The organism is Brevundimonas sp. (assembly GCF_046299595.1).
Taxonomy (GTDB): Bacteria; Pseudomonadota; Alphaproteobacteria; order Caulobacterales; family Caulobacteraceae; genus Brevundimonas.
In genome coordinates, this window is the sequence record NZ_JBKBHQ010000001.1 from 2,120,921 (window position 1) to 2,139,253 (window position 18,333).

An 18,333-nucleotide genomic window follows, 5' to 3' on the forward strand; every position below is an offset into this window, starting at 1 on the left:
GCTCCTAGACCGCACAGGCGCGCAGCACGCGCGCCGTGTCGGCCTCAATCTCGGGTTCCATCAGATCGTCGAACAGGCCCGGCGGCGGGTCCGCTTCCAGGGCCGCGTCCTCGGGCTTGGGCTCCAGCTGCTCGCGCGCGCCGGGGCCGTCCGGCTCGTCGAAGCGCGTGGCCGCATCGCGCATGGCCTGGCTCGGGGGCTCGGGGTCGATCACGTCCTTGCGCGCCACCTCCAGCGCCTCGCCCGATTTCACCAGGGCGCGGATGTCCTTGACGATCTCGCGCGCCACGCCCGCCACGCTGGCGCTGCCTTCGGTGACGGCCACGGCACCCTTGCTGAAACGCTCGCCCAGCGGGCCACTGCGCAGGCTGAGCTTGGACACCAGCTCATGACCGGCCCGGTCCATCATGGCCCGCACCTCGTTGTCCGTGCGCGCCAGCACATTGCCGCCCGCCTCGATGGCGTCGGCATTGCGCACCAGCGTCTCGTTGAGGCGGGCGTCCTTTTGCAGGTCGCGCATCACGGCCTCGCGGATGCGCGCGCGCGCGATCACCGTGGCCTCGCGGGGCAGGCCGCCGAACATATCCACCTGCACGCCTTCCAGCGCGATGAAGTCATCCAGCAGGGCCTCGTGCACCAGCGCGCGCGTGGCGGCGTCGCCGCGCGGCTCGGCCTTCTGCACCAGCGCCACCAGATCGGTGTGCAGGTCGGGCCGGTTCACGGCCAGCTCGCCGATGATCGCCCCCTGTTTCGGGGTGATGACGCCGTTGGTGACGCCCCGGAAGGCATCGTCGCCCAGCGCCGCCAGATGGCGGGCCTGCTGGATGAAGTCGCCCGTGACGGGCAGGCTGCGGTCGCCCAGGGCGGCGGGCACCTCGCGGAACACCTTGGCCGCATCGAGGATGGTGCCCGATCCTTCGCGGATGTTCTTCAGGGCCGCCACCACGCGCACCTCGCGCGCGGTCCAGCCGTCGCGGGCGCGGAACATATAGCCGTCGAGAATGGCCCCGTCCTCGAAGCCCTCCTGCACAAGGCGCAGGGCCAGCCCCCGGCGCTGGTGGCCATCGGCGATGAAGCGGCCGCCGTCGAAGTCCTCGAACACGATCACCTTGCCGCTGGCCGTGGCATCCCACGCGCCCACGCCGCGCAGGCGGGCCGTGACCCCGCTGGCGTCGCCATCGGCCTTGTATTGAAAGCGCAGGGCATCGGTGGCCACCTCGCGCGGATCGAAGCGCCCCGACCACACCTCACGCCCGCGATACTCGGCACGGGCGAAAGCCGCCGCACCGGATGCCCCCGCCGCGTCGGAACCCGGTTGCAAAAGTGTGCCGGAGTGTGCCACCTGCGGCGCGCGGTCGCGCGGGGTGGACGGCGCAAACAGTTGATCAAGCTCGCTTTCCGGCCCCATGTCGGGCGGCAAATCACCCCGGCGCAGGTGATTTGCGGCATCGTCGTATCCGACGCCCGGCGGGGTGGCCGCCTCGATCTCGCTCACGCGGTCCAGTTCGTTGAGGGCACCGCGTGCCAGCGGGTCGGCATCGCGGCCCGTCATCTGGCGCACCGCGCGCACGCCCGCGCGGCCCGTGGTCAGCAGGCCCTCGATGGCCACGCCGCCGGCAAAGCCGAACGCCACATCCAGCGCGGCCTCGCCAAGATCGTATTCGGGGCCGAAGGTGCGGGCGTCCTCCATGCGCAGGGGCGCTTGCGCCGCCTCGATGCCTGCCCCCGCCGCGCCCTGGGCCAGCAGACGGGTGGCGATCCCCCGGCCATAGCCCCAGCCGCCGGTGGCCACGCCCGCCGCCACATTGGCCGGATCGGTCAGGGCCGCCGCCACCTGGCCACCGAACGCAGCCACGCCCGTGGCCAGGCCGCCCGCCTCGGCGCTCTCGATGGCACGGGCGCGCACGCCGCGCAGGTCCGCGTCGTGGCGCGCGAACATGGCGTCGCGGCTCTCCAGTCCCTCAAGCTGGGGGAACTGGCCGCGCAGGGCCTCCAGCCGCGCCTCGTAGTCCTCGGGGTCGATCCAGCCGACGCCCGTGGGGTTGCGCGTGCCCCGGTCGAAGGGGTCGGCGGGGGCGGCGGCGCGCGCCTCGTCCAGCCCCATCATTTCCCACGTCACCGGCAGGCGCTGGCCGGTCAGGCGCTCGATCTGGCGGTGACGCTCCCACAGGCGATCCCGCCATTCGGCCCCGCGCATCCCCGGCGTGCGGGTGCGGAAACCGTCCTCGGCATTGCGCACGAAGGCACGGCCCACCTGATCCCAGAACGGCTCCGGGCTCTGATAGCGGGGCCGGGCCTCGGGGTTCTCGCGGCGCAGGTTCGGGTTGGCACCGGGGCGCAGCGGGCGGGCCGTCTCAAGCGGTTGATCGGTCATCGGGCGGGCCTTCCACCGGCCCGGATCGCCTCGCCCATCTGCTGGCGCAGCCAGCCGCGCGAAGCCTCCAGGTCCAGCCGATAGACCCGGCCGTCCGCATCGCTGGCCACCGCCCCGCTCGGCGCGCGCAGCAGATAGGTGCCGTCCGCGTCCAGCTCCAGCGAGAACCGGCGCAGCTCGGCGGCCGGAATGGGCAGGCCGTTGCTCTGGCGCGGCCCGCGTGCGCCGCTGGCCAGGTTCGTGGCCAGGGTGCGCCAGATGTCCTCCATGGCCCCGGCCTCGGCCCAGACCGGGGCGATTACGGCGCGGCCGTTCACCTCGGCCAGCCCTCCGTAACGGCGCCCGTTGCTGCCCGTGGTGCCGCCCAGGGCGCTGTTGATATACCATTCGGCCGCGCGCAGATCGCCTGCGGCGGTGGCGGCAATGGCACGATCCTCGGCGGCCCGGCGCACATGGGCCATCTCGTCGGGAATGTTCTCGAAGGCGGCACCGAACCGGCGCAGGGCCTGGTCGATGTTTTCTTCCCGGCGGCGGGTGCCCGAGCGTCCCACGCTCTCGAACACCGGCGCGCTGGCACCCTCGGCGCGAAGCTGGCGGCCGCGCATGGCCCCGCGCACGAAGGTCTCGCTCTCGGGGTTGTTCATGGCCAGGGTGGCCAGATAGATGTCGCTGCCTGCCACGCCGCCCCGGCCGAGATCGCGCAGGGCCGCGCGGGCCACCTCGGGTCCGGCCTGGTCATACAGGGTGCGCGCCAGGGTCAGGGCCTGCACCGGGTCGGCGTCGATGGCGTCCTTGTAGAACGCCACCTCGGCATTGGTGAACACGCGGGCGGGCACGCTGTGGCTGCGGTTCAGCTCGCGGCCCTGGGCATGGCGGCCCGCGACGGCCTGCGCCCAGGCGCGGCGCTCGCCCGCATCGGCGGAAAAGACCGCGCCGGGCTCTAAGGCGACCACACCGGCCATGACGGGCGGGCGGGTGCGGGTGCCGCGCGCATACTCCAGCGGGTCGCTGGAGAAGCCTTCGGCCGCGCGCTGGCTCTGGCGCAGGTTGGCGATCTGGCCGCGCACGCGGCCCTGCCGGGCGCGCCAGCCGTTCAGGTGGCGGGCATGGCGCGGATCGGACGCGGCCAGTCTCTCGAAGCGGGCCATCTCCAGTTGCAGGAAGCGCTCCACGTCGCCGCCGGACCGGGCCAGCAGCTCGCGCGCCGTGCCGACACCGCCCACCACGGCGGCGGAAAAGACCGCCACGGCCAGATCGGGGGGCAGGGCGTCGAGGCCCAGCGGTTCCCAGTATTCCCGGCGATAGATGGCGGCGGCTTCCTCGCGCGTGACGCGCCCGTCCGCCCAGGCCTGCGGGTGGCTGCGTTCGGTGATGCCCCACTGGCTGCGGCCCGCCCCGTTGTCGTCGGGCACCAGGCCGCCGCCCTCCAGCCGGTCCAGCAGGAAATCGACCGCGCCCGCAAAGCCGGGCAGGCCCGCGCCGCCCTCGCCGCCACGGGCACCGCGCGCGCGCTCCTGCGGGCTCACTTCCCAGCCGTAGGCGAGGCGGTATTCCACCTGGGCCTGAAGGCCCACATCGCCCGACAGGCGGGCGGCCTCGCGCAGCTCGTCGGGGTCCACGTCCGCGCCATACTCCAGCGCGGTCAGCAGGTCGCGCGTGCGGGCTTCCAGGGCGGTGCGCTCGGCGCGCTCGCCCGAGGCGGTCGCCGCGATCTCCCGTTCCATGCGCCCGCTGAGGCGCTCGAACTCGGTAAACGACAGGCGCGACAGGGGGCCTTCGCCCTGCGCCCACAGCTCGCGCACGCCGGTCAGGAACGCCATCTGGGCATCGGCACCCTGCACGCGCGCCAGCGCGCCCAGCATCCATGCCTCGCGGGTCTCGTTCTCGACCTCGATCTGCACCGCCGTCAGATCGTCCACGCTCATCACGTTCAGGCGCGACGGGTCTTCCTCGAAGCGCACGCCGCCCAGCTCGAAGGCCCCGGTCGGGCCATAGTGCGCCAGGTCGCGGGCATGGCTCTGCAAGGCCGCGCCCACCAGCGCCGCGCCGTTGTCGTCGAACTGCGCCGCCGTGGCCGTTTGCCCGGCCAGGGCGCGGGCGGTGCGGGCCGTCTCGCGCAGGGCGCCGCGCGCGGCCTCCGCCATGCGGCCGCGCTGCACCTCGCGCACCCGGCCAAGGCCCGCCGCCTCGGTCAGGGTCATGAACTCGCCCAGCTCCAGCGACAGGCGCGGATCGACCGCCGCCGCCTGCTCGAAGCGCTGGCGCGTCACGGCCATGGCCTCGGCATAGGCCTGCGGGTTGTCGGGATGGGCGGCGCGGTTGCGGTCTTCTTCCTCGGCGAACTGGCTGCGCAGGGCCGCCGCGCGGGTGCGCCCCGCCGCTTCGTTGTAGGCGCGCGAGCCCACGTCGAAGCCCCGGCGCGGCGTGAAGCCCTCAAGGGAAGGATCGCGCGCCGCATCGCGGGCCGCGTCGGTAAGGCCCTCCTGCACCAGCCTGCGGTCGGCCGCCTCGCGCAGGTCGCGGCCCAGCGCCCGCGCCGAACTGGCCAGGCTTTCCAGCGCGGGTGCCGAGGTGCCCGCCGCACCGGGCACATTGCCCGCCGTCTGCTGGCGTCCGAACGGGCTGTCGCCCCCGTGGGGGAACCGGCTGCGGGCCATCAGCGGCCCCCGGCGATGCTGGAGCCGAGGTCCATCACCAGCTTGGCGGTGGAGAGGATCGACTGGTTGCGGGCCTGGTTGCGCAGGTTCAGGCTGCGCAGGCGGCGCAGGCTGGCGTTCATGTCGGCACTGTTGCGCAGGGTGCGGCGCTCGCGGTCGGCCTCGTCGCGCAAGGCGTTGCGCGCGGCCACCACGCTGCCCGATGACGGGTCGATGCCCATTTCGCCGGTTGCCGCCAGCTGGGCACCCACCATGGCGTTATAGCGGGCGTCGATGGCATTGATCGCCTCGTCGGCGCGCGTGTATTCCAGCCGTCCGGCCAGGCGCTCGTCGCGCGCTTCCTGGCGCAGGCTGGCGGCGCGCTGCTGGCCTGCGGCGAACTCGGCGATGCTGGACAGGGCATCGACGCCGCGGCTCATGCCGCCCAGCGTCTTGCCTGAAAACGACGAGGTGGCTCCCTGGCCGGCCTGCTGGCCTGCGCGCCGGATCATGAAGGCTTGAACGGTCTGCATGGGGGCTCCTAGCTTGTCACCGTGGCGACGATTTCCTGCACCTCCAGCGGGCCGGGGCGGGTCTGCACCAGGGTGACCTGGGCGTCATTCTGGAAACCGGGCACCGGATAGACGCGGGTGTGGCCGCTGAACGGGTCGATGTTGCTGCCGATGTCGAGCTGTTCGGCCGGGCGGCGCTTCATGGGCACCGGCCACAGGTGTTTTCCGGTCATGCCCGCCTTCAGCACGCCGCCGCTCGGGCCGAGACGCAGGGCGATCTCGCCGGTGCGCGCGCGCATCGAGGCCCCGGCGCGCGGATCGGTTTCCATCACCATGGGCATCAGGGTCATGCGCGGCTCGAAGTTGCGGCCGATCTCGACGCTGACCTGAGGCGCATAGGGCAGGACGGCCGCGCCGTTCTCGATCACCACGTCGCCCGCGTCCCCGCCGTCGATGATGACGGTGGCCGTGGCGCCCTCCAGGTGATCCAGCCCGGACACCACGGTCAAGGGCTCGTCGAACGGGCCTTCGATGACCACGCTGGCGTCCAGCAGGCGCTCGGGCGCGACGCGCTCCAGCAGCTGGCGCGCACGGCCGTCCACCTCGCGGCGCACGATCACATACAGATCCCCGGCCAGCTCGCCGCCCGCCTCGACATAGGCCCCGTCCGTGGTCCACGGCACAAAGCCCAGCACCTCCTGCGAGGGCAGGGCGCTCATCACCGACAGGCTGCCGTCCTCGCGCACCAGGGCGGCCAGGTTGGGCTCTGTCGTCGAGCGGTGGCGGCGGAAGCCTGCCGCCACGATGTCGCGCGTCAGATGGGCGTGAAAGCTCGACAGCGGTTCGGACACATAGCCCTGGGCCGCGTCGTCGTAGAAGAACTGGCGCACCGTGTCGCGGCCCGCCGCCACGAACAGGGTGGTGCCCTCCATGTCCAGCAGGGGCGTGCCCGGCGCCAGTCCGATCTGGCTGGTGCGCACGAACTCGGGCGGCGGGGTGAAGGGGCCGGGGCAGAAGAACTCGGCGCTCTGGGTGAACACCTGAAGGTGGCGGCCCGCCACCAGTCCCAGGATGCGCGTGCTCTGGTCGGTGGCCAGCTCCACGTCGATGCCCTTGTCCGCCTGCGCGCCCTCGATGCGCAGGTCGAAGAAGAAGCCCGCGCGGCTGGAAAGGATCGTCTGCGGGCGCGAGGCCAGACCGGCCAGCACCAGCCGGTTCTGATAGAAGCACCCCGTGGCGGGCCAGCCCCGCGTCTCGCTCATGACCGGCTCGCCGCCCGGCTTGCCCTGGGTCAGGGTCGCCACCCGGATCAGGCCCTGTGCGCTGCTGATCGCCTGGGTGGCCAGCTCGCCCACGTCATCGGCCCGGTTGCGCCCCGTGAAGGTGATGCGCAGCACCTTGTCGGCCGTGCTCGTGACCGTCACGCCGCCGGTGCCGATGTTGGGCAGGGTCTGAAGCGCGTTGGACACCGAAGCCGCCAGCGTCGTCATGTCGGTGGAATAGGCAATGGACGGCGTGGTCTCGCCCTCCAGCGTCAGGTTGAACGTCTCGCCGTTCACGTAATCCACGAAGGTGAGCTGCTGCACCTCGTCCACGCCGCCCGCCCGCGTGCCGTCATAGTCGAAGATCGGCACGTTCTCGAAGGTCTGGGCGCGCACGTCCCATTCGGTGCTGGCTCCCTGGCGCGAAAAGCGCATGGGCGGCACCTCGCGGTGAAAGGCCAGCAGGGTGTCGAGGCTCTGGGCCCGCCGCACTTCCAGAAGCTGCTGTTCGGTATAGGGGCTGGCGATGCAGGCGACGAACTGGCCGCGCTTATAGACGTCCACATGGCCCTCGGTCACGATCAGGCCATAGCGCTGCTCGCCGGTGTCGAAGTCGAAGCTCCAGCGCTTGACCGCCGACAGGGCCTCGCTCTCGCGCCACAGGCGCAGGCGGCGCGCGGTGATCACCTCGAAGCCGTAATCGTGATCGCCCGTCTTGATGATGCGCCAGCGCCGCGCACTGACCCGCACACCGGCGGGCAGGCCCAGCCTCCGCGTGCGCGCGAAGGTGCCGAAGTCGCAGGTGGCCACCGTGTGCCACACCTCGTCCGCGTCCTGGTATTGCAGGGCCAGGGCCTCGCGCACCGTCGCGCTCATGGCAGCGGCCCGATCTGGTCGAAGGGCGGCAGGATCTCCCAGGGATACTGCGGGGGGGCCACCGGCGGGGGAATGTCGGTGTCGGGGTCGAAGCCCTGCGGCACCAGGGCGAAGTTTTCCAGATCGACCACGGCCACCTCGGTCGGCTCGCCAAAGTCGATCTCCACCACCACATAGGGGTCGATGGTGCCCATGCCGGTGATCGTGGCGGTGGCGTTGCCCGCGATCAGGTCGCCGCCGCTGCCGCCGTTGGGCATGGAAACCTGTTCGGGCTCCACGGGCACGGCCACCAGCTTCTCGCGCACGAAGCCGCAATGCTCGCTGCCGGGCCTGCGGCGCGCCGGACCCTGCGGCATGGGCAGGATGTTGGCGGCCTCTGCCAGCCCGGCGAAATAGGGCTTCAGGTCACGGCGGCCCTTCAGGTGCGGGTCCAGCTCGCCTGCGGTGAAGTTTCCCTGACGGATGATCTCGCGCGGCATCACTCACCGCCGATGATGATGGTAACGGGCGCGCTGCTGCCGAAGCTGCGGCCGAAGCCGCCCATCTGGCGCGCGCCCACCAGCGGCCCGGCATCCACGCCGGTCACCAGCTGGCGCGGCGGGGCCTGGCGCGCGTCTTCCTCGCGGGCCTGGCGATACAGCCCGCCCTCGCCGCCTTCGCCCGGCGTGCCGAACGCCTCCATGCGAAGATCGCGCGCCAGGCTGCGGTTCTGGCAGAAGTCGGCCATGTCGGCGGCAAAGGCCGTGGTCGCCAGCCGCACCATCCAGCCCGGCCAGCGCGCCTCGACCACGCGGGCGGTGTATTCGGCGAACAGGGGCGTGGTGTCGGACCACAGCGCCCCGTCCATGCTGGCCACGGTCACATGTCGCGGGCTCGCGTCCAGCCGCGCGCTGTCGCGCCAGGCATGGACCGCGCCCACCAGATCGGCGGGCGGCTTGTAGGCATAGGCGTAGGGGCGGGCCGCGCGGGCCTCGGCCTCGCCGTCGCGAAGCAGTTGCGCGACCGTGCTGGCAAAGCTCCAGCGATATTTCGACAGCAGCCAGTCGCGGAAGATCGGCCAGTTGGCGGTGCAGAAGACGCCCAGCGGGCTGTCCTCGCCGAACGCCTCGATCCGGTCGCCCGACACGCGGTCGATGGCGCGGTTGCAGATATCGAGATCGGTCTGGGCCATGGCGCGCGGGCTTCCGGTGCATCGGGCGGGGACTGTGGGGATTGGGGGCGGCGCACTCGGCCACGCACCGCCCCCGCCGCCCGGATCATCCCCACAAGCCGGGCGGGGTCTTCTGGCCTCAGCCCTAGGCGGGCAGGATGCCCACCAGGCCGTTCACGTCCGTGGCGCGGCGCGTGATCGGGAAGGTGGCCTTGGACTTGATGCGGATGATGCCGCGACCGTCGCGCGGGGCCGCACCCACCTGGAGCCAGTAGCCGTTCATGTCCGTCAGCGAGGCGCCCAGGCGCTCGTCGATCTTGGTCATCTGGTCGTTGTAGGCACTGACCATGGCCGAACGGGCATAGAGGTAGATGTCCACGCCATCGGCCTCGGGCTTGGGCAGCATCTGGGTGTGACGCCAGCGCACGTCCTCCCAGGGGCGGTTGCCCTTCATGTCGGACTTGGCGAGGTAGGGGTCCATCGACAGCAGCACCTTGTTGCGGAACGGGGTCACGCAGGTGATGTCCTCGCCCTCGAAGGCCTCGTTCTCGCCCAGCAGGGTGATGCCCTCGACGATCAGGTCGAGGTCGGCGGGCGTGTCATAGTCCCCGATGGTGGTCACCGGCACCGGCGCGCCGCCGCCGATGGGTGCGACGCCCACCGTGCCGGCCACGTTCAGCGCATTGATGATGGCGCGGTCTTCGGCGCGGGCGATGGCGGCGGCCGCCGCCTTGCCGTATTCCACCGCCGTGGCGATCGAATACTTGTTGTGGTCCGGGTCATAGAGGCCGAAGGCAATGAACTTCGCCTTGGCCGACACCTCGATGAAGTCCTGGTCGGCATTGGCAAGGGCCAGCTCGGCAAAGCGGACGTTCTCGTAGGCCTCGACCACGCCGAGGCGCGGGAAGTAGCACTTGTCGCCCACGAAGGTGCCACCACCCGAAACGGTGTCACCCAGGCGCGTGGTGCGCTGCTGGTAAGCCTGGTGCACCTCGGTCTCGAACCGGGGAATGAACCATTCCTTGATATTCTGGGTCATCGCTCTTCTCCTGTTCCGGCGATGCCCGCCGGGATCGTTGACCCCGTGACGCTAGCGCCGCCCGAAAGGGCGCAAGGCAGGATCATGCGGGCCTCGGGTCGGGAGGGCGAAGCCCGACGATGGCCCGCAAAAGGAAAGGGCCTCGGGTCGGGAGGGCGAAGCCCGACGAGGGCCCGCAAAAAGAAAGCCCCTCGGGTCGGGAGGGCGAAGCCCCTCGGGCCGGGCGGGTGTCAGGCCCGCCCGCCGAAGGCTTCGGCCCAGGCGCGATCTGCCTGGAGCGTGAACTGGCGGTCCTTGCCGTAGCGCTCGTCCTTGGCCATGGCCTTGGCCGCTTCCCTGGCCTTGTCGGCATCGCTGGTGGCCGCCCCGCCCGTGGTGCCGCCACCCTCTGCCGGGCGGGCCTTGCGGAAATATTCCAGCAGCTCGACGCCCGCCGCCGTGGGCGTCAGGCTCATCAGCTCGGCATAGGCGCCCTCGCTGATCTCGCCGCGATCCTTCAGGCTCTCGACATAGATTTCCGCCTCGCGGCGCCGCTCGGGGCCACGCTCGCCCAGCGCCGCCAGCTCGGCCTGCGGGTCGAAGCCGGTGTCCAGCACGCCACGATCCGACAGGTCGCGCACCAGGTCGATGACATCATCGACGAAGCCCTGCGGCTTCTTCGAGGTGGCCGCGTATTCGCGCAGGCCCTTGGCCAGAGGGTCATCGTCCTTCAGGCCCAGCTTCTCGCGCACGGCATCGTCCGCCGTGATGGCATAGTCCTCGGCGCTCTCGAACACGCGGGCGCGCGGATCGTCGCCAGGCGCCGCCGGGTCGCCTTCAGGCGCGGGGGCAGCGGCTTCGGGCGCGGCGGGGGCAGCGGCTTCGGGCGCGGCGGGAGCGGGATCGCCGCCCGGCGCATCACCGCCCGGCAATGAGCCCTGCGGGGTCGAAGGGTTCGGGTTCGGGGTCGCGTTCGGGTCGCTCATCTGTGGGGCTCCTGTGGTGAACCTCGAAGGCATCGAGGTGATTGACGATCATGGCAAAGACCATGGCGCGGCCCTGCCGGATCAGGGCGTCGGGCAGCATCCGGTCGGGCGGCAGGGCGTGGTTCACCGAACCCGCCAGCACGGTCATTTCGGCGAAATCCAGCAGCAGGCGCATCCCGGCCTCGCCGCCAAAGGCCGCCTGAAAGCGCTGCACCCGCTCGCGGGGCAGGGCCTTCAGCTCGTCCTCGCGCGCGCGCGCCACCACGTCCGGCATCTCGGCGCGGATCGCGCCCGTGCGCACCCATGCCAGGGTTTCCTCGATCAGGGCTGCGCCTCTCACGGCATGGCCTCCATGGGGGCCTCCATGGGGGCCTCGGCCGGGGCCTGCGCCTCGGCGGCGGCCTCGCCCATGGCCTGCATGATCTGCCTGCGCTGGTCGGCAGGGCGCACGGTCCACGCGGGAGCCCCCATCAGCGGGCCAAGCCGGTGCATTTCCTCAAGGTTGCACAGCGCCATCTTCAGCTCGCCGCCGCCGATGGCCTGGATCAGCTCGACGAAGCGCGCCGCGCTCTCCACGTCCTCCAGCCGCTGGCCGCGTGCCAGCGGGCTTGTCACCTTCACCTTCATCACGAGGTGGTCGATGTTGAGCATGTCGAAGTCGATCAGGGGCACCTTGGCCGCGTCCAGCAGGTCCAGCACGCGCGCGACCACGGCGGGGGCGAACTCGTGATTGAGCCGTCCGAAGGCCGATCCGGTGTCGAAGGCGAACTCGCGCAGGCGCTCGACGATTTCCGTGGGCGAGCGCACCGCCGCGCTTTCGGGCGGCAGCTGACGCGCCATCAGGTTCTGGGCGATGTTCGCCTTCATGTCGCGCAGGGCCAGATCGGTCAGGTTGACGTTGCCGCCCATGTCCAGCGGCTCGATGGGCGCGCCCAGTTGCCCGCCGGTGCGCGTGACCTTGATCAGGGCGTGAGGGTGAATGCGCAGGGCGTCGGGATTGACCACGCCGTCATGGCTGACCATCAGGGGCGGGGCCAGCTGATAGGCCGCCGCGCGCAGCATCATTTCCACGGCCTTGTTCGCCGTCATGATGTCCGGCAGCACCAGCATCAGGGGGCCAAGGCCCCACGGGTTGCCCGGCGTGGTCCACCAGCGCGGGATGATCCAGGGGTTCGTGCGGTTCAGGCTGGAATAGACCCGCACCGCCGCGCCACGGCTGTCGCCCGGCCCGTCGCTGCCCTGAAGGCACAGCACCTCGAAACGCCAGCGCCGCACCCTGGCGTCGTAATAGCTGGCCTGGAGCACGCGCACCTTGTCGGTGGCATTGGCATTGATCAGCCGCTGAACCCCCTCGGGCCAGCCGCGCGCACCGGGCCACAGCCGCTCCAGCTGGTCGGCCGGATAGTCGCGCTCCCAATAGACGTTATCGACCCGGCCGCTGGGGCCTTCCTCGATGCCCAGGTCCGTGGGCGGCACCGCCGTCCACCGGATCAGCTCGCCGTCCGTGCCCGGCACGCCCAGCAGCGCGCCGGTGCCCACGGCCAGATCGGTGTAGCATTCGTGGCTGGCCTTGGGGAACGCGCTGGCGTCCAGCGCCGCGTGGCAGATTTTCGTTACCGCCTCCAGCTGGCGGTTGACTTCCTCGGCCTCGTCCAGCGGCACCAGCGGCCCGCACTCCAGCTCGAACCAGCGCGAGAAGCTGGGCGAGAAGTCCGCCTGAAGGCGGCTGGCAAAGCGATGCACCCCGGTCGGGCCGCTGCTGTCGAACAGGCGGTCAAAGGCCTCGCGGCCCTTCTGCTGGGGCTTGCGCCACGGCATCGCATATTCCAGCGCCCGGTCGATATAGGGCTGCACCTGGGCACGCGCCGCGTGCGCCGCGCGCGACCGGCTCAGGATGTCCTGAACGCTCCAGCCGCCGGATTGCGTGCCGCTGCCCTGCATGTCAGCCCCCCAGAACCTGGGCGGCTCCCATGCGCTGGCCCTCCCACGTCAGGGCGGCCCGGCCTGCGCCGCGCAGGCGGCGCCCGGCGGCGGTGCGTTCCGACCGCTCGCGCTGGGCGTCTTCCTCGGCCTGACGCTGGGCCTGGCGCGCCGCCAGCTCGGCATCACGCTGGGCGCGGCGTTCGGCGCGGGTGCGGCCCCCGAACAGGCTGCGGACACGTTGCATATCATCGGCTCCCGTGATCGAAGCGGCGTTCCAGCCGCACCAGGGGCGGGCTGGTGTCGTCATCCAGCCCCGCCATCGTGAAGCCCAACCTTGCCCCAAGCCGCACCCCCGCAAGGCAGGCGGGCGAGGCGCCCTCGCCCCATCCGGCCGGGGCCATCACATAGGCCCGCACGCAGGTCAGACCGGCCAGCGGCGCGAACTGCTCCAGCAGGTGCCGGATGCGGCGCAGGGCGCGCGGCGCACAGGCGCGAAAGGCCGGGCCTGCGGCGAACCAGGCTTCCTCGTGATCCGCCTCGGGCCACAGCCCCACGATGGCCACCAGCACCCCGTCGCCGGTGCGCAGCGAATAGGCCACGCCCTCGGCCACCTGCCGGGCCATCTGGCCATAGCGGCGGCGCGTCAGCCGCACCGGCTCGCCATCGTTCCCCAGGGCCTCCAGCAGGTCGGCCGTGGCCGTGCGGCACACCATGAGCGGGCTCAAAACACGCTCCAGTCTGTCGCATAGCTGGGGCCGCCATGGCCGGGACCGCCGTGGCGGCCCGTTCGCTCGCCCGTGCTCAACAGCACGCCCTCGCCCCGGTTCAGCTCGTACCGCTCACCCGAGATCACCCCGGCGCGCCCCAGATCGCCAAGGCAGGCATACTCCAGCGCCTCCATGACGTGAGACGATGGCGTCTTCTGGCGCTTGCGCTTCAGGTGCGGCTGGAGCGGGTTCAGGGGCTCCCACTTGAAATCGCCCGCAAAGCCCCGGCGCAGCCACCGGCATGACGGGTTGATCAGCAGGTCGGGCTTGCCGTCCACCGCATTCACGCGGCCGATCAGGGTGCGCACCGCGTCCATGCGCGTGTCGGTGGCGTTGCTGGGGGCCGGGGCCAGCGGGAAGCGCAGGCGCTGCGCCGCCGCCTCCAGCGTCGAAAGCTCGCCCATGGGCCGGTCCACGCCATAGAACGCGCTCGGGTCGGCCCAGGCCATGCTCACACGGCAACGGGAAAAGCGCGGGTGCAGGGCCGCCTCCAGCGCCTCGGTCCAGCGGCGCAGGCCCACGGAATGCAGCAGGCGCTCGCCCTTGGGGTCCAGAGGATCGGTCAGCACCACCTCGGCAAAGACGATGCGCCGCCCCGGCGCGCGCGGATCGCGGCCCATGATGACGGCGGCCGGGGTTCCCCCGCCGTCCTGCCCCATGATGATCTCGCACGCCCCTTCGGGCTCCATCTCGAAGTCGAGGAACAGGGTGCGGTTGGCCGCTTCGGGATAGACCGGCTCGCCGCCGCGCGTGGTGCCCCATTCGTTGCGCAGCATCCGCCGCACGAAGTCGGGATCGGACCCGCTCTGGAGCGCGCTGCGGACGTAGTAATCATCATCCAGCCGGGCCAGGTTCTCGGCGGCCGGATTGGTCAGGAAGGGCGGGCCGCCCGGCAACAGGCCCGGCGGCTGGTCGAAGAACGCCAGCTCCCGCGGATCCTGCGGCTCTTCCTCGCACACCCGATACAGGGGGTGATCGACATCGGGCTTGTTGAAGGTCGCCCACACGCCGCGCGAGACGCGGGCTTCCTTGCGACCGCCGCGCTGCACCCGCGTGCCCAGATACGACAGCGCGCCGAAGGGCACCAGGTCCGCCTCGTCCACATAGGCGCCGTGCAGCGCCCAGCCCCGGCAGGTGGCCTCGTAGTCCATGGAGCTGCCCATGGCCCGCCATTCCACCTCCAGCACGCACTTGCCGCCGCCGGGCGTCCCGTCGATGTAGGGCGCCATGAACTCCAGCTTGTGGAAGGCGGGCCGGTCATCCGATCCGCGATACTCGCCCACCTCCTTCGGCACCCACTCCAGCCACAGCTTCATCGTCGTGGCGTAGAGGTTCCGATAGGTGTCGCGCAGCACGCCCACGCTGGCGCGCCGCACGCCCTGGCCGTCCGGCCGCTGGGTGATGACCGTGAAGAACGGCTCGGCCACGCCCGCCGCCGTGGTCTTGCCCGAGCCCACCGGACCCGCTAACAGTCGCGTGAAAGCCCCACTCTCATGAAATCGCTTCAGCGTTTCCCCGGCGGGCAGATACTTCTGGGGATCGAACACGGCCACACCCTGACCCGTTGATGTCAGGTCGAAGCGTGGGCCACCTCCCGGATCGGCAAGGCAGCCAAGTGCGGGACGCACCCCACGTCAGGGGCGGCGGGGGCCGCTTTGGGGGGCACCCCCTCGCGCGCACGGGCCCGGAAACTAACCCGCCGTTAGCGCCCGCGCCCTTGCTGTGCAGGGATTTTAGCCGGTTTCCGACTTCTCGCGTCCGACTTGCGCCAGTTTCACCGGCAGCGCCTCGCCCTCGATCACTGCGTTTTTTTCGGCCAGGCCGCCGCGCGCGCCAGCTGAAACCCCTCCGAGATCGACGCCGCCCAGCTGGATCGTGAAGTGGCTCTGCGCGTCGAGCTGCACCGCCTGGGGCAGTCGCTGCGCGACATAGGGCGCGGCATCGACGGCGAAGCCCATCTGCATCTTGAACACGGCCAGCAGGTTGTCCTGGGTCGCGGCCACGCCGATCTTGGCGCACAGCTCGGCCGGGCTCATGCTGTAGGCTTCCATGAGCACGGCCACCGGGTGCCGGTGCTGGCTCAAGAGCCACGCCCGCGTCGCCTCGGTGTTCTTGTTGCGCGACCCCTTGGGCCTGCCCGGCCCGGTGCGGCGGTTCGGCATCAGGGCCGACAGGGGCGACGGTGCATCGACGTTGCCGGTCTCGGCGTCCTCGAAGCCTTCCAGCAGATCGGCCTGCGCCGGTTCGGCCTCGGGCTCATGGGCGGCCACGGCTTCGGCCAGCGCGCTCTTTTCTCCTGACATATCAAGCCCTTTGTTTATTCGCTCCGATCATGGAGCCCAGGGCGGCAGGGCAAGGCAGGGTTTCAGGAACACGTTTGAGACACGCTTTGATACATTCAACCTCCTGATTTCTAATGGCTTTTTATGTCATGTCTCAAATGTATCATTTGTATCTCTCGCGCTCGCACAAGCACCGCTTTCACGATGCCGACCCGAACGCGATCCGCCACGCGCGCATACGCGTCCGAATGATACATTTGAGACATTTGAGACATTTGCCGATTTGTTACGCTTTTTCAGAGGCTTAAAAGTCTCAAAGCGTGTATCAAGCGTGTTCCCCGAACCCGGGGGCAGAGCGCAAAAGGGGCTCGGCGGCCCCCGTCTCCCTCTAAAGTCATCATCAAGGGGTCGGGGTCAAGGGGAATGATGCGGGCGCGGACGCCTGCGCACCGCCTGCACGGGGTCGGGGCCGGACGGGGTGATGCAGACGGTGGCCGCGCGCACCGCGCCCAGCCCTCGCCATCGGCTCGGGCTGGCCGCTGCGCGGCCTCTTTCGTCAGATGGGTGGGGGCAGGCGAGCCGTTCAGTCCGTCTCGTCGCTCGGGTCGCGCTCGAAGATCGGCACCATATGGCCGTTGATTTCCACCTTGGCGTCGAGCCACACCTGCACACAGCGCTCGCGGTCCAGCTGGGGCACGTTGGCAGAGCGCCACACGCCCGTGCCCTCCTCGCGGTCATAGGGCCGGGCGTTGCGCAGCGCGCCCGTCCATGCGCCATCGCCGCCATGGGCGCGGGCATCCTGGTTGGCAAACATCGCGCTGATCTGCTGGTGTTTCCCAGGGATGGCCAGGAAGAAGCGGCCGGTGGATCGCTCGCGCACCACGGCCAGGCCAGCGCGGTTCAGCTTGCGCTGCATGTTGCTCGCTTCTTCAAGGTTCGTGTCGGCTGCTCTCAGATAGCGCCGCACGATCTCGCCCACGCTCGGAAACCCGTCAGAGCGCCACGGCTCCGGCTGGGCGGTCAGGATATGCCGGAAAAGCGTCAGCCACAGGGGCTCACTGCGCTCGTATTCATAGAGGCTGGTGCGCTCCAGCCCGGCCACCAGCCCGGCCGCCGCGCTCGCATCGGGCACGGTGTCATGCAGGATCAGGTCGGCCACGGCCATCAGGGTGCCATACTGGCGCGCGCCGCGCTGGTTGTGCCCCCCCATCTCGATCAGGGCGGCCTCATAGGCTTCCAGCGTGTCCTCGAAGCGGTCCCATCCGGCCACCACGCGCGCCACCAGCTGCTGGCCCAGCTCGCGCCACTCGGCATCGGTGCGCTTGGCCAGCTTGCGATCCTTGGGCAGGGGGAACAGGCGCAGGAAGCTCACCCGCTGCATGTCCTGGGCGCGCATGGACGGGGCCATGATCGCTGAAAACGCGAAACAGCCGCGCAGCTGGAACTCGCTGGCCTTGTGGTCGGTGCCGCCGCGATAGACGGTGCCGCCGCTGGCCGCCACACGCGCCAGCTTCATCACCTGCACGGCCTGATCCGTGGTCACGTCCGCCTCGATCTCGTCGAAGCTCACCCCGATGGCGTCGTTGTTGATGATCTGGCGCAGGGCGGCGGGCGTGGCGTCCACGGTGCCCACCAGGCGGCCGGGCAGCATCTTCTTGATCGTCTCCTGCAGCGTCGATTTGCCCGTGCCGGCGTCACCGGTGATGAAGATCATCGGCCGCCATTCCAGCGCCGCGCCCAGGACGCAGCATCCCATCCAGCCCAGCAGAAGGCGCGGGTCCAGATCGGGGCGCGACCAGGCCCAGCTGTCGAAGTGGGCGAACACCTCGCGCATGGCGGCCTGGCTTTCGCTGGCCTTGTCAATGCCGGGTTTCAGGGGCGGGCGGCCGGGATAGACGTGCTCGCCGATCTGGCCGGGGTCGTGCCGCTCCGATCCCACCAACACGTGGTCGCCCAGGTGCTGCACCAGCTGGCCGTCCTCGGATCGCCAGCAGCCCAGCCCGCGCACCTTGTCGCGGGTGTCGAAGGTTCCAGCATCGCTGGCGGCCTTGATCAGCGCTTCGGCGGCATACTGCGCCGCAAAGCCCTTCCAGGTGCCGTGCTGATTGAACTGCGGAAAGGCCCTGTTGAGCCAGTCGCAGTGCCTGCCGAACAGGGCGCGCAGGTGGTTCTGGCCCATCTTGCCGCCGTCCAGCGCCACCAGCTGCCCCAGCGGGTCGAGGAAAAAGCACACCCCGTCGCGGTTCCCCAGCGGCTGCACCGGACAGGGCGCGTGCACACCCGTCTCCAGGTCGATTGACGCATAGGTCAGGGTGCCCTCGGCCGTGATGCGCGGGATCCGCAAGGCGCGATAGATGCGCGGCTCGTCGTCGCCCCCGCCTGCACCGCCGCCCCCGCCGCCGCCGCCACGGGTCTGGCCGGGCGCTTCCATCAGGGCGGCGCGGCCGCGCGAGCGCGCGCGCTTCTTCTTGGCGTCGGTCAGCGAGACGACATTGGCGGGCGCCTCATCCTGCGCAGGCACGTCATCCTCGGGGCCTTTGTCCATGT

15 protein-coding genes are annotated in these 18,333 nt (G+C 70.8%); all 15 read right to left on the bottom strand.

Features of this window, described 5'->3' with window-relative positions:
- Window positions 1-4 precede the first annotated feature (4 nt).
- Window positions 5-2,374, bottom strand: a complete 2,370-nt coding sequence (locus ACK4E3_RS10470) for a hypothetical protein (protein ID WP_409700228.1) — start codon at window positions 2,372-2,374, stop codon at window positions 5-7.
- Window positions 2,371-5,031, bottom strand: a complete 2,661-nt coding sequence (locus tag ACK4E3_RS10475) for a glycosyl hydrolase 108 family protein (protein WP_409700231.1) — start codon at window positions 5,029-5,031, stop codon at window positions 2,371-2,373. Before ACK4E3_RS10475 ends, ACK4E3_RS10470 begins: the two co-directional genes overlap by 4 nt.
- Complete coding sequence (locus ACK4E3_RS10480) at window positions 5,031-5,543, bottom strand: hypothetical protein (RefSeq protein WP_409700234.1); 513 nt, start codon at window positions 5,541-5,543, stop codon at window positions 5,031-5,033. Before ACK4E3_RS10480 ends, ACK4E3_RS10475 begins: the two co-directional genes overlap by 1 nt.
- 8 nt (window positions 5,544-5,551) lie before the next feature.
- Window positions 5,552-7,660 carry a hypothetical protein gene (locus ACK4E3_RS10485; protein ID WP_409700237.1) on the bottom strand — a complete coding sequence of 703 codons (2,109 nt, stop codon included), beginning with the start codon at window positions 7,658-7,660 and terminating at the stop codon, window positions 5,552-5,554.
- Complete coding sequence (locus ACK4E3_RS10490; protein ID WP_409700239.1) at window positions 7,657-8,139, bottom strand: hypothetical protein; 483 nt, start codon at window positions 8,137-8,139, stop codon at window positions 7,657-7,659. Before ACK4E3_RS10490 ends, ACK4E3_RS10485 begins: the two co-directional genes overlap by 4 nt.
- A complete protein-coding gene (locus ACK4E3_RS10495; protein ID WP_409700242.1) occupies window positions 8,139-8,831 on the bottom strand; it encodes a hypothetical protein in 693 nt (230 codons plus the stop codon). The genes ACK4E3_RS10490 and ACK4E3_RS10495 overlap by 1 nt, the downstream gene beginning before the upstream one ends.
- Before the next feature lie 124 nt (window positions 8,832-8,955).
- Entirely contained in the window at window positions 8,956-9,849 is an 894-nt protein-coding gene (locus tag ACK4E3_RS10500) for a phage capsid protein (protein WP_409700245.1), read from the bottom strand.
- 230 nt (window positions 9,850-10,079) lie between these two features.
- Window positions 10,080-10,814, bottom strand: a complete 735-nt coding sequence (locus tag ACK4E3_RS10505; RefSeq protein WP_409700248.1) for a hypothetical protein — start codon at window positions 10,812-10,814, stop codon at window positions 10,080-10,082.
- Window positions 10,747-11,154, bottom strand: a complete 408-nt coding sequence (locus tag ACK4E3_RS10510; protein ID WP_409700251.1) for a hypothetical protein — start codon at window positions 11,152-11,154, stop codon at window positions 10,747-10,749. The genes ACK4E3_RS10505 and ACK4E3_RS10510 overlap by 68 nt, the downstream gene beginning before the upstream one ends.
- Window positions 11,151-12,755, bottom strand: a complete 1,605-nt coding sequence (locus tag ACK4E3_RS10515) for a portal protein (protein WP_409700254.1) — start codon at window positions 12,753-12,755, stop codon at window positions 11,151-11,153. The genes ACK4E3_RS10510 and ACK4E3_RS10515 overlap by 4 nt, the downstream gene beginning before the upstream one ends.
- A 1-nt stretch (window position 12,756) precedes the next feature.
- Window positions 12,757-12,981 carry a hypothetical protein gene (locus tag ACK4E3_RS10520; RefSeq protein ID WP_409700257.1) on the bottom strand — a complete coding sequence of 75 codons (225 nt, stop codon included), beginning with the start codon at window positions 12,979-12,981 and terminating at the stop codon, window positions 12,757-12,759.
- 1 nt (window position 12,982) lies between these two features.
- Window positions 12,983-13,462, bottom strand: coding sequence for a hypothetical protein (locus ACK4E3_RS10525; protein WP_409700261.1), 480 nt, complete (start codon window positions 13,460-13,462; stop codon window positions 12,983-12,985).
- The gene (locus ACK4E3_RS10530; RefSeq protein WP_409700263.1) at window positions 13,459-14,961 is read right to left on the bottom strand and encodes a hypothetical protein; all 1,503 of its coding nucleotides are present in this window, start codon (window positions 14,959-14,961) and stop codon (window positions 13,459-13,461) included. The genes ACK4E3_RS10525 and ACK4E3_RS10530 overlap by 4 nt, the downstream gene beginning before the upstream one ends.
- 276 nt (window positions 14,962-15,237) lie before the next feature.
- Complete coding sequence (locus ACK4E3_RS10535) at window positions 15,238-15,807, bottom strand: hypothetical protein (protein ID WP_409700267.1); 570 nt, start codon at window positions 15,805-15,807, stop codon at window positions 15,238-15,240.
- A 562-nt stretch (window positions 15,808-16,369) separates the two neighbouring features.
- A complete protein-coding gene (locus tag ACK4E3_RS10540; protein WP_409700270.1) occupies window positions 16,370-18,331 on the bottom strand; it encodes a hypothetical protein in 1,962 nt (653 codons plus the stop codon).
- Window positions 18,332-18,333: the final 2 nt, after the last annotated feature.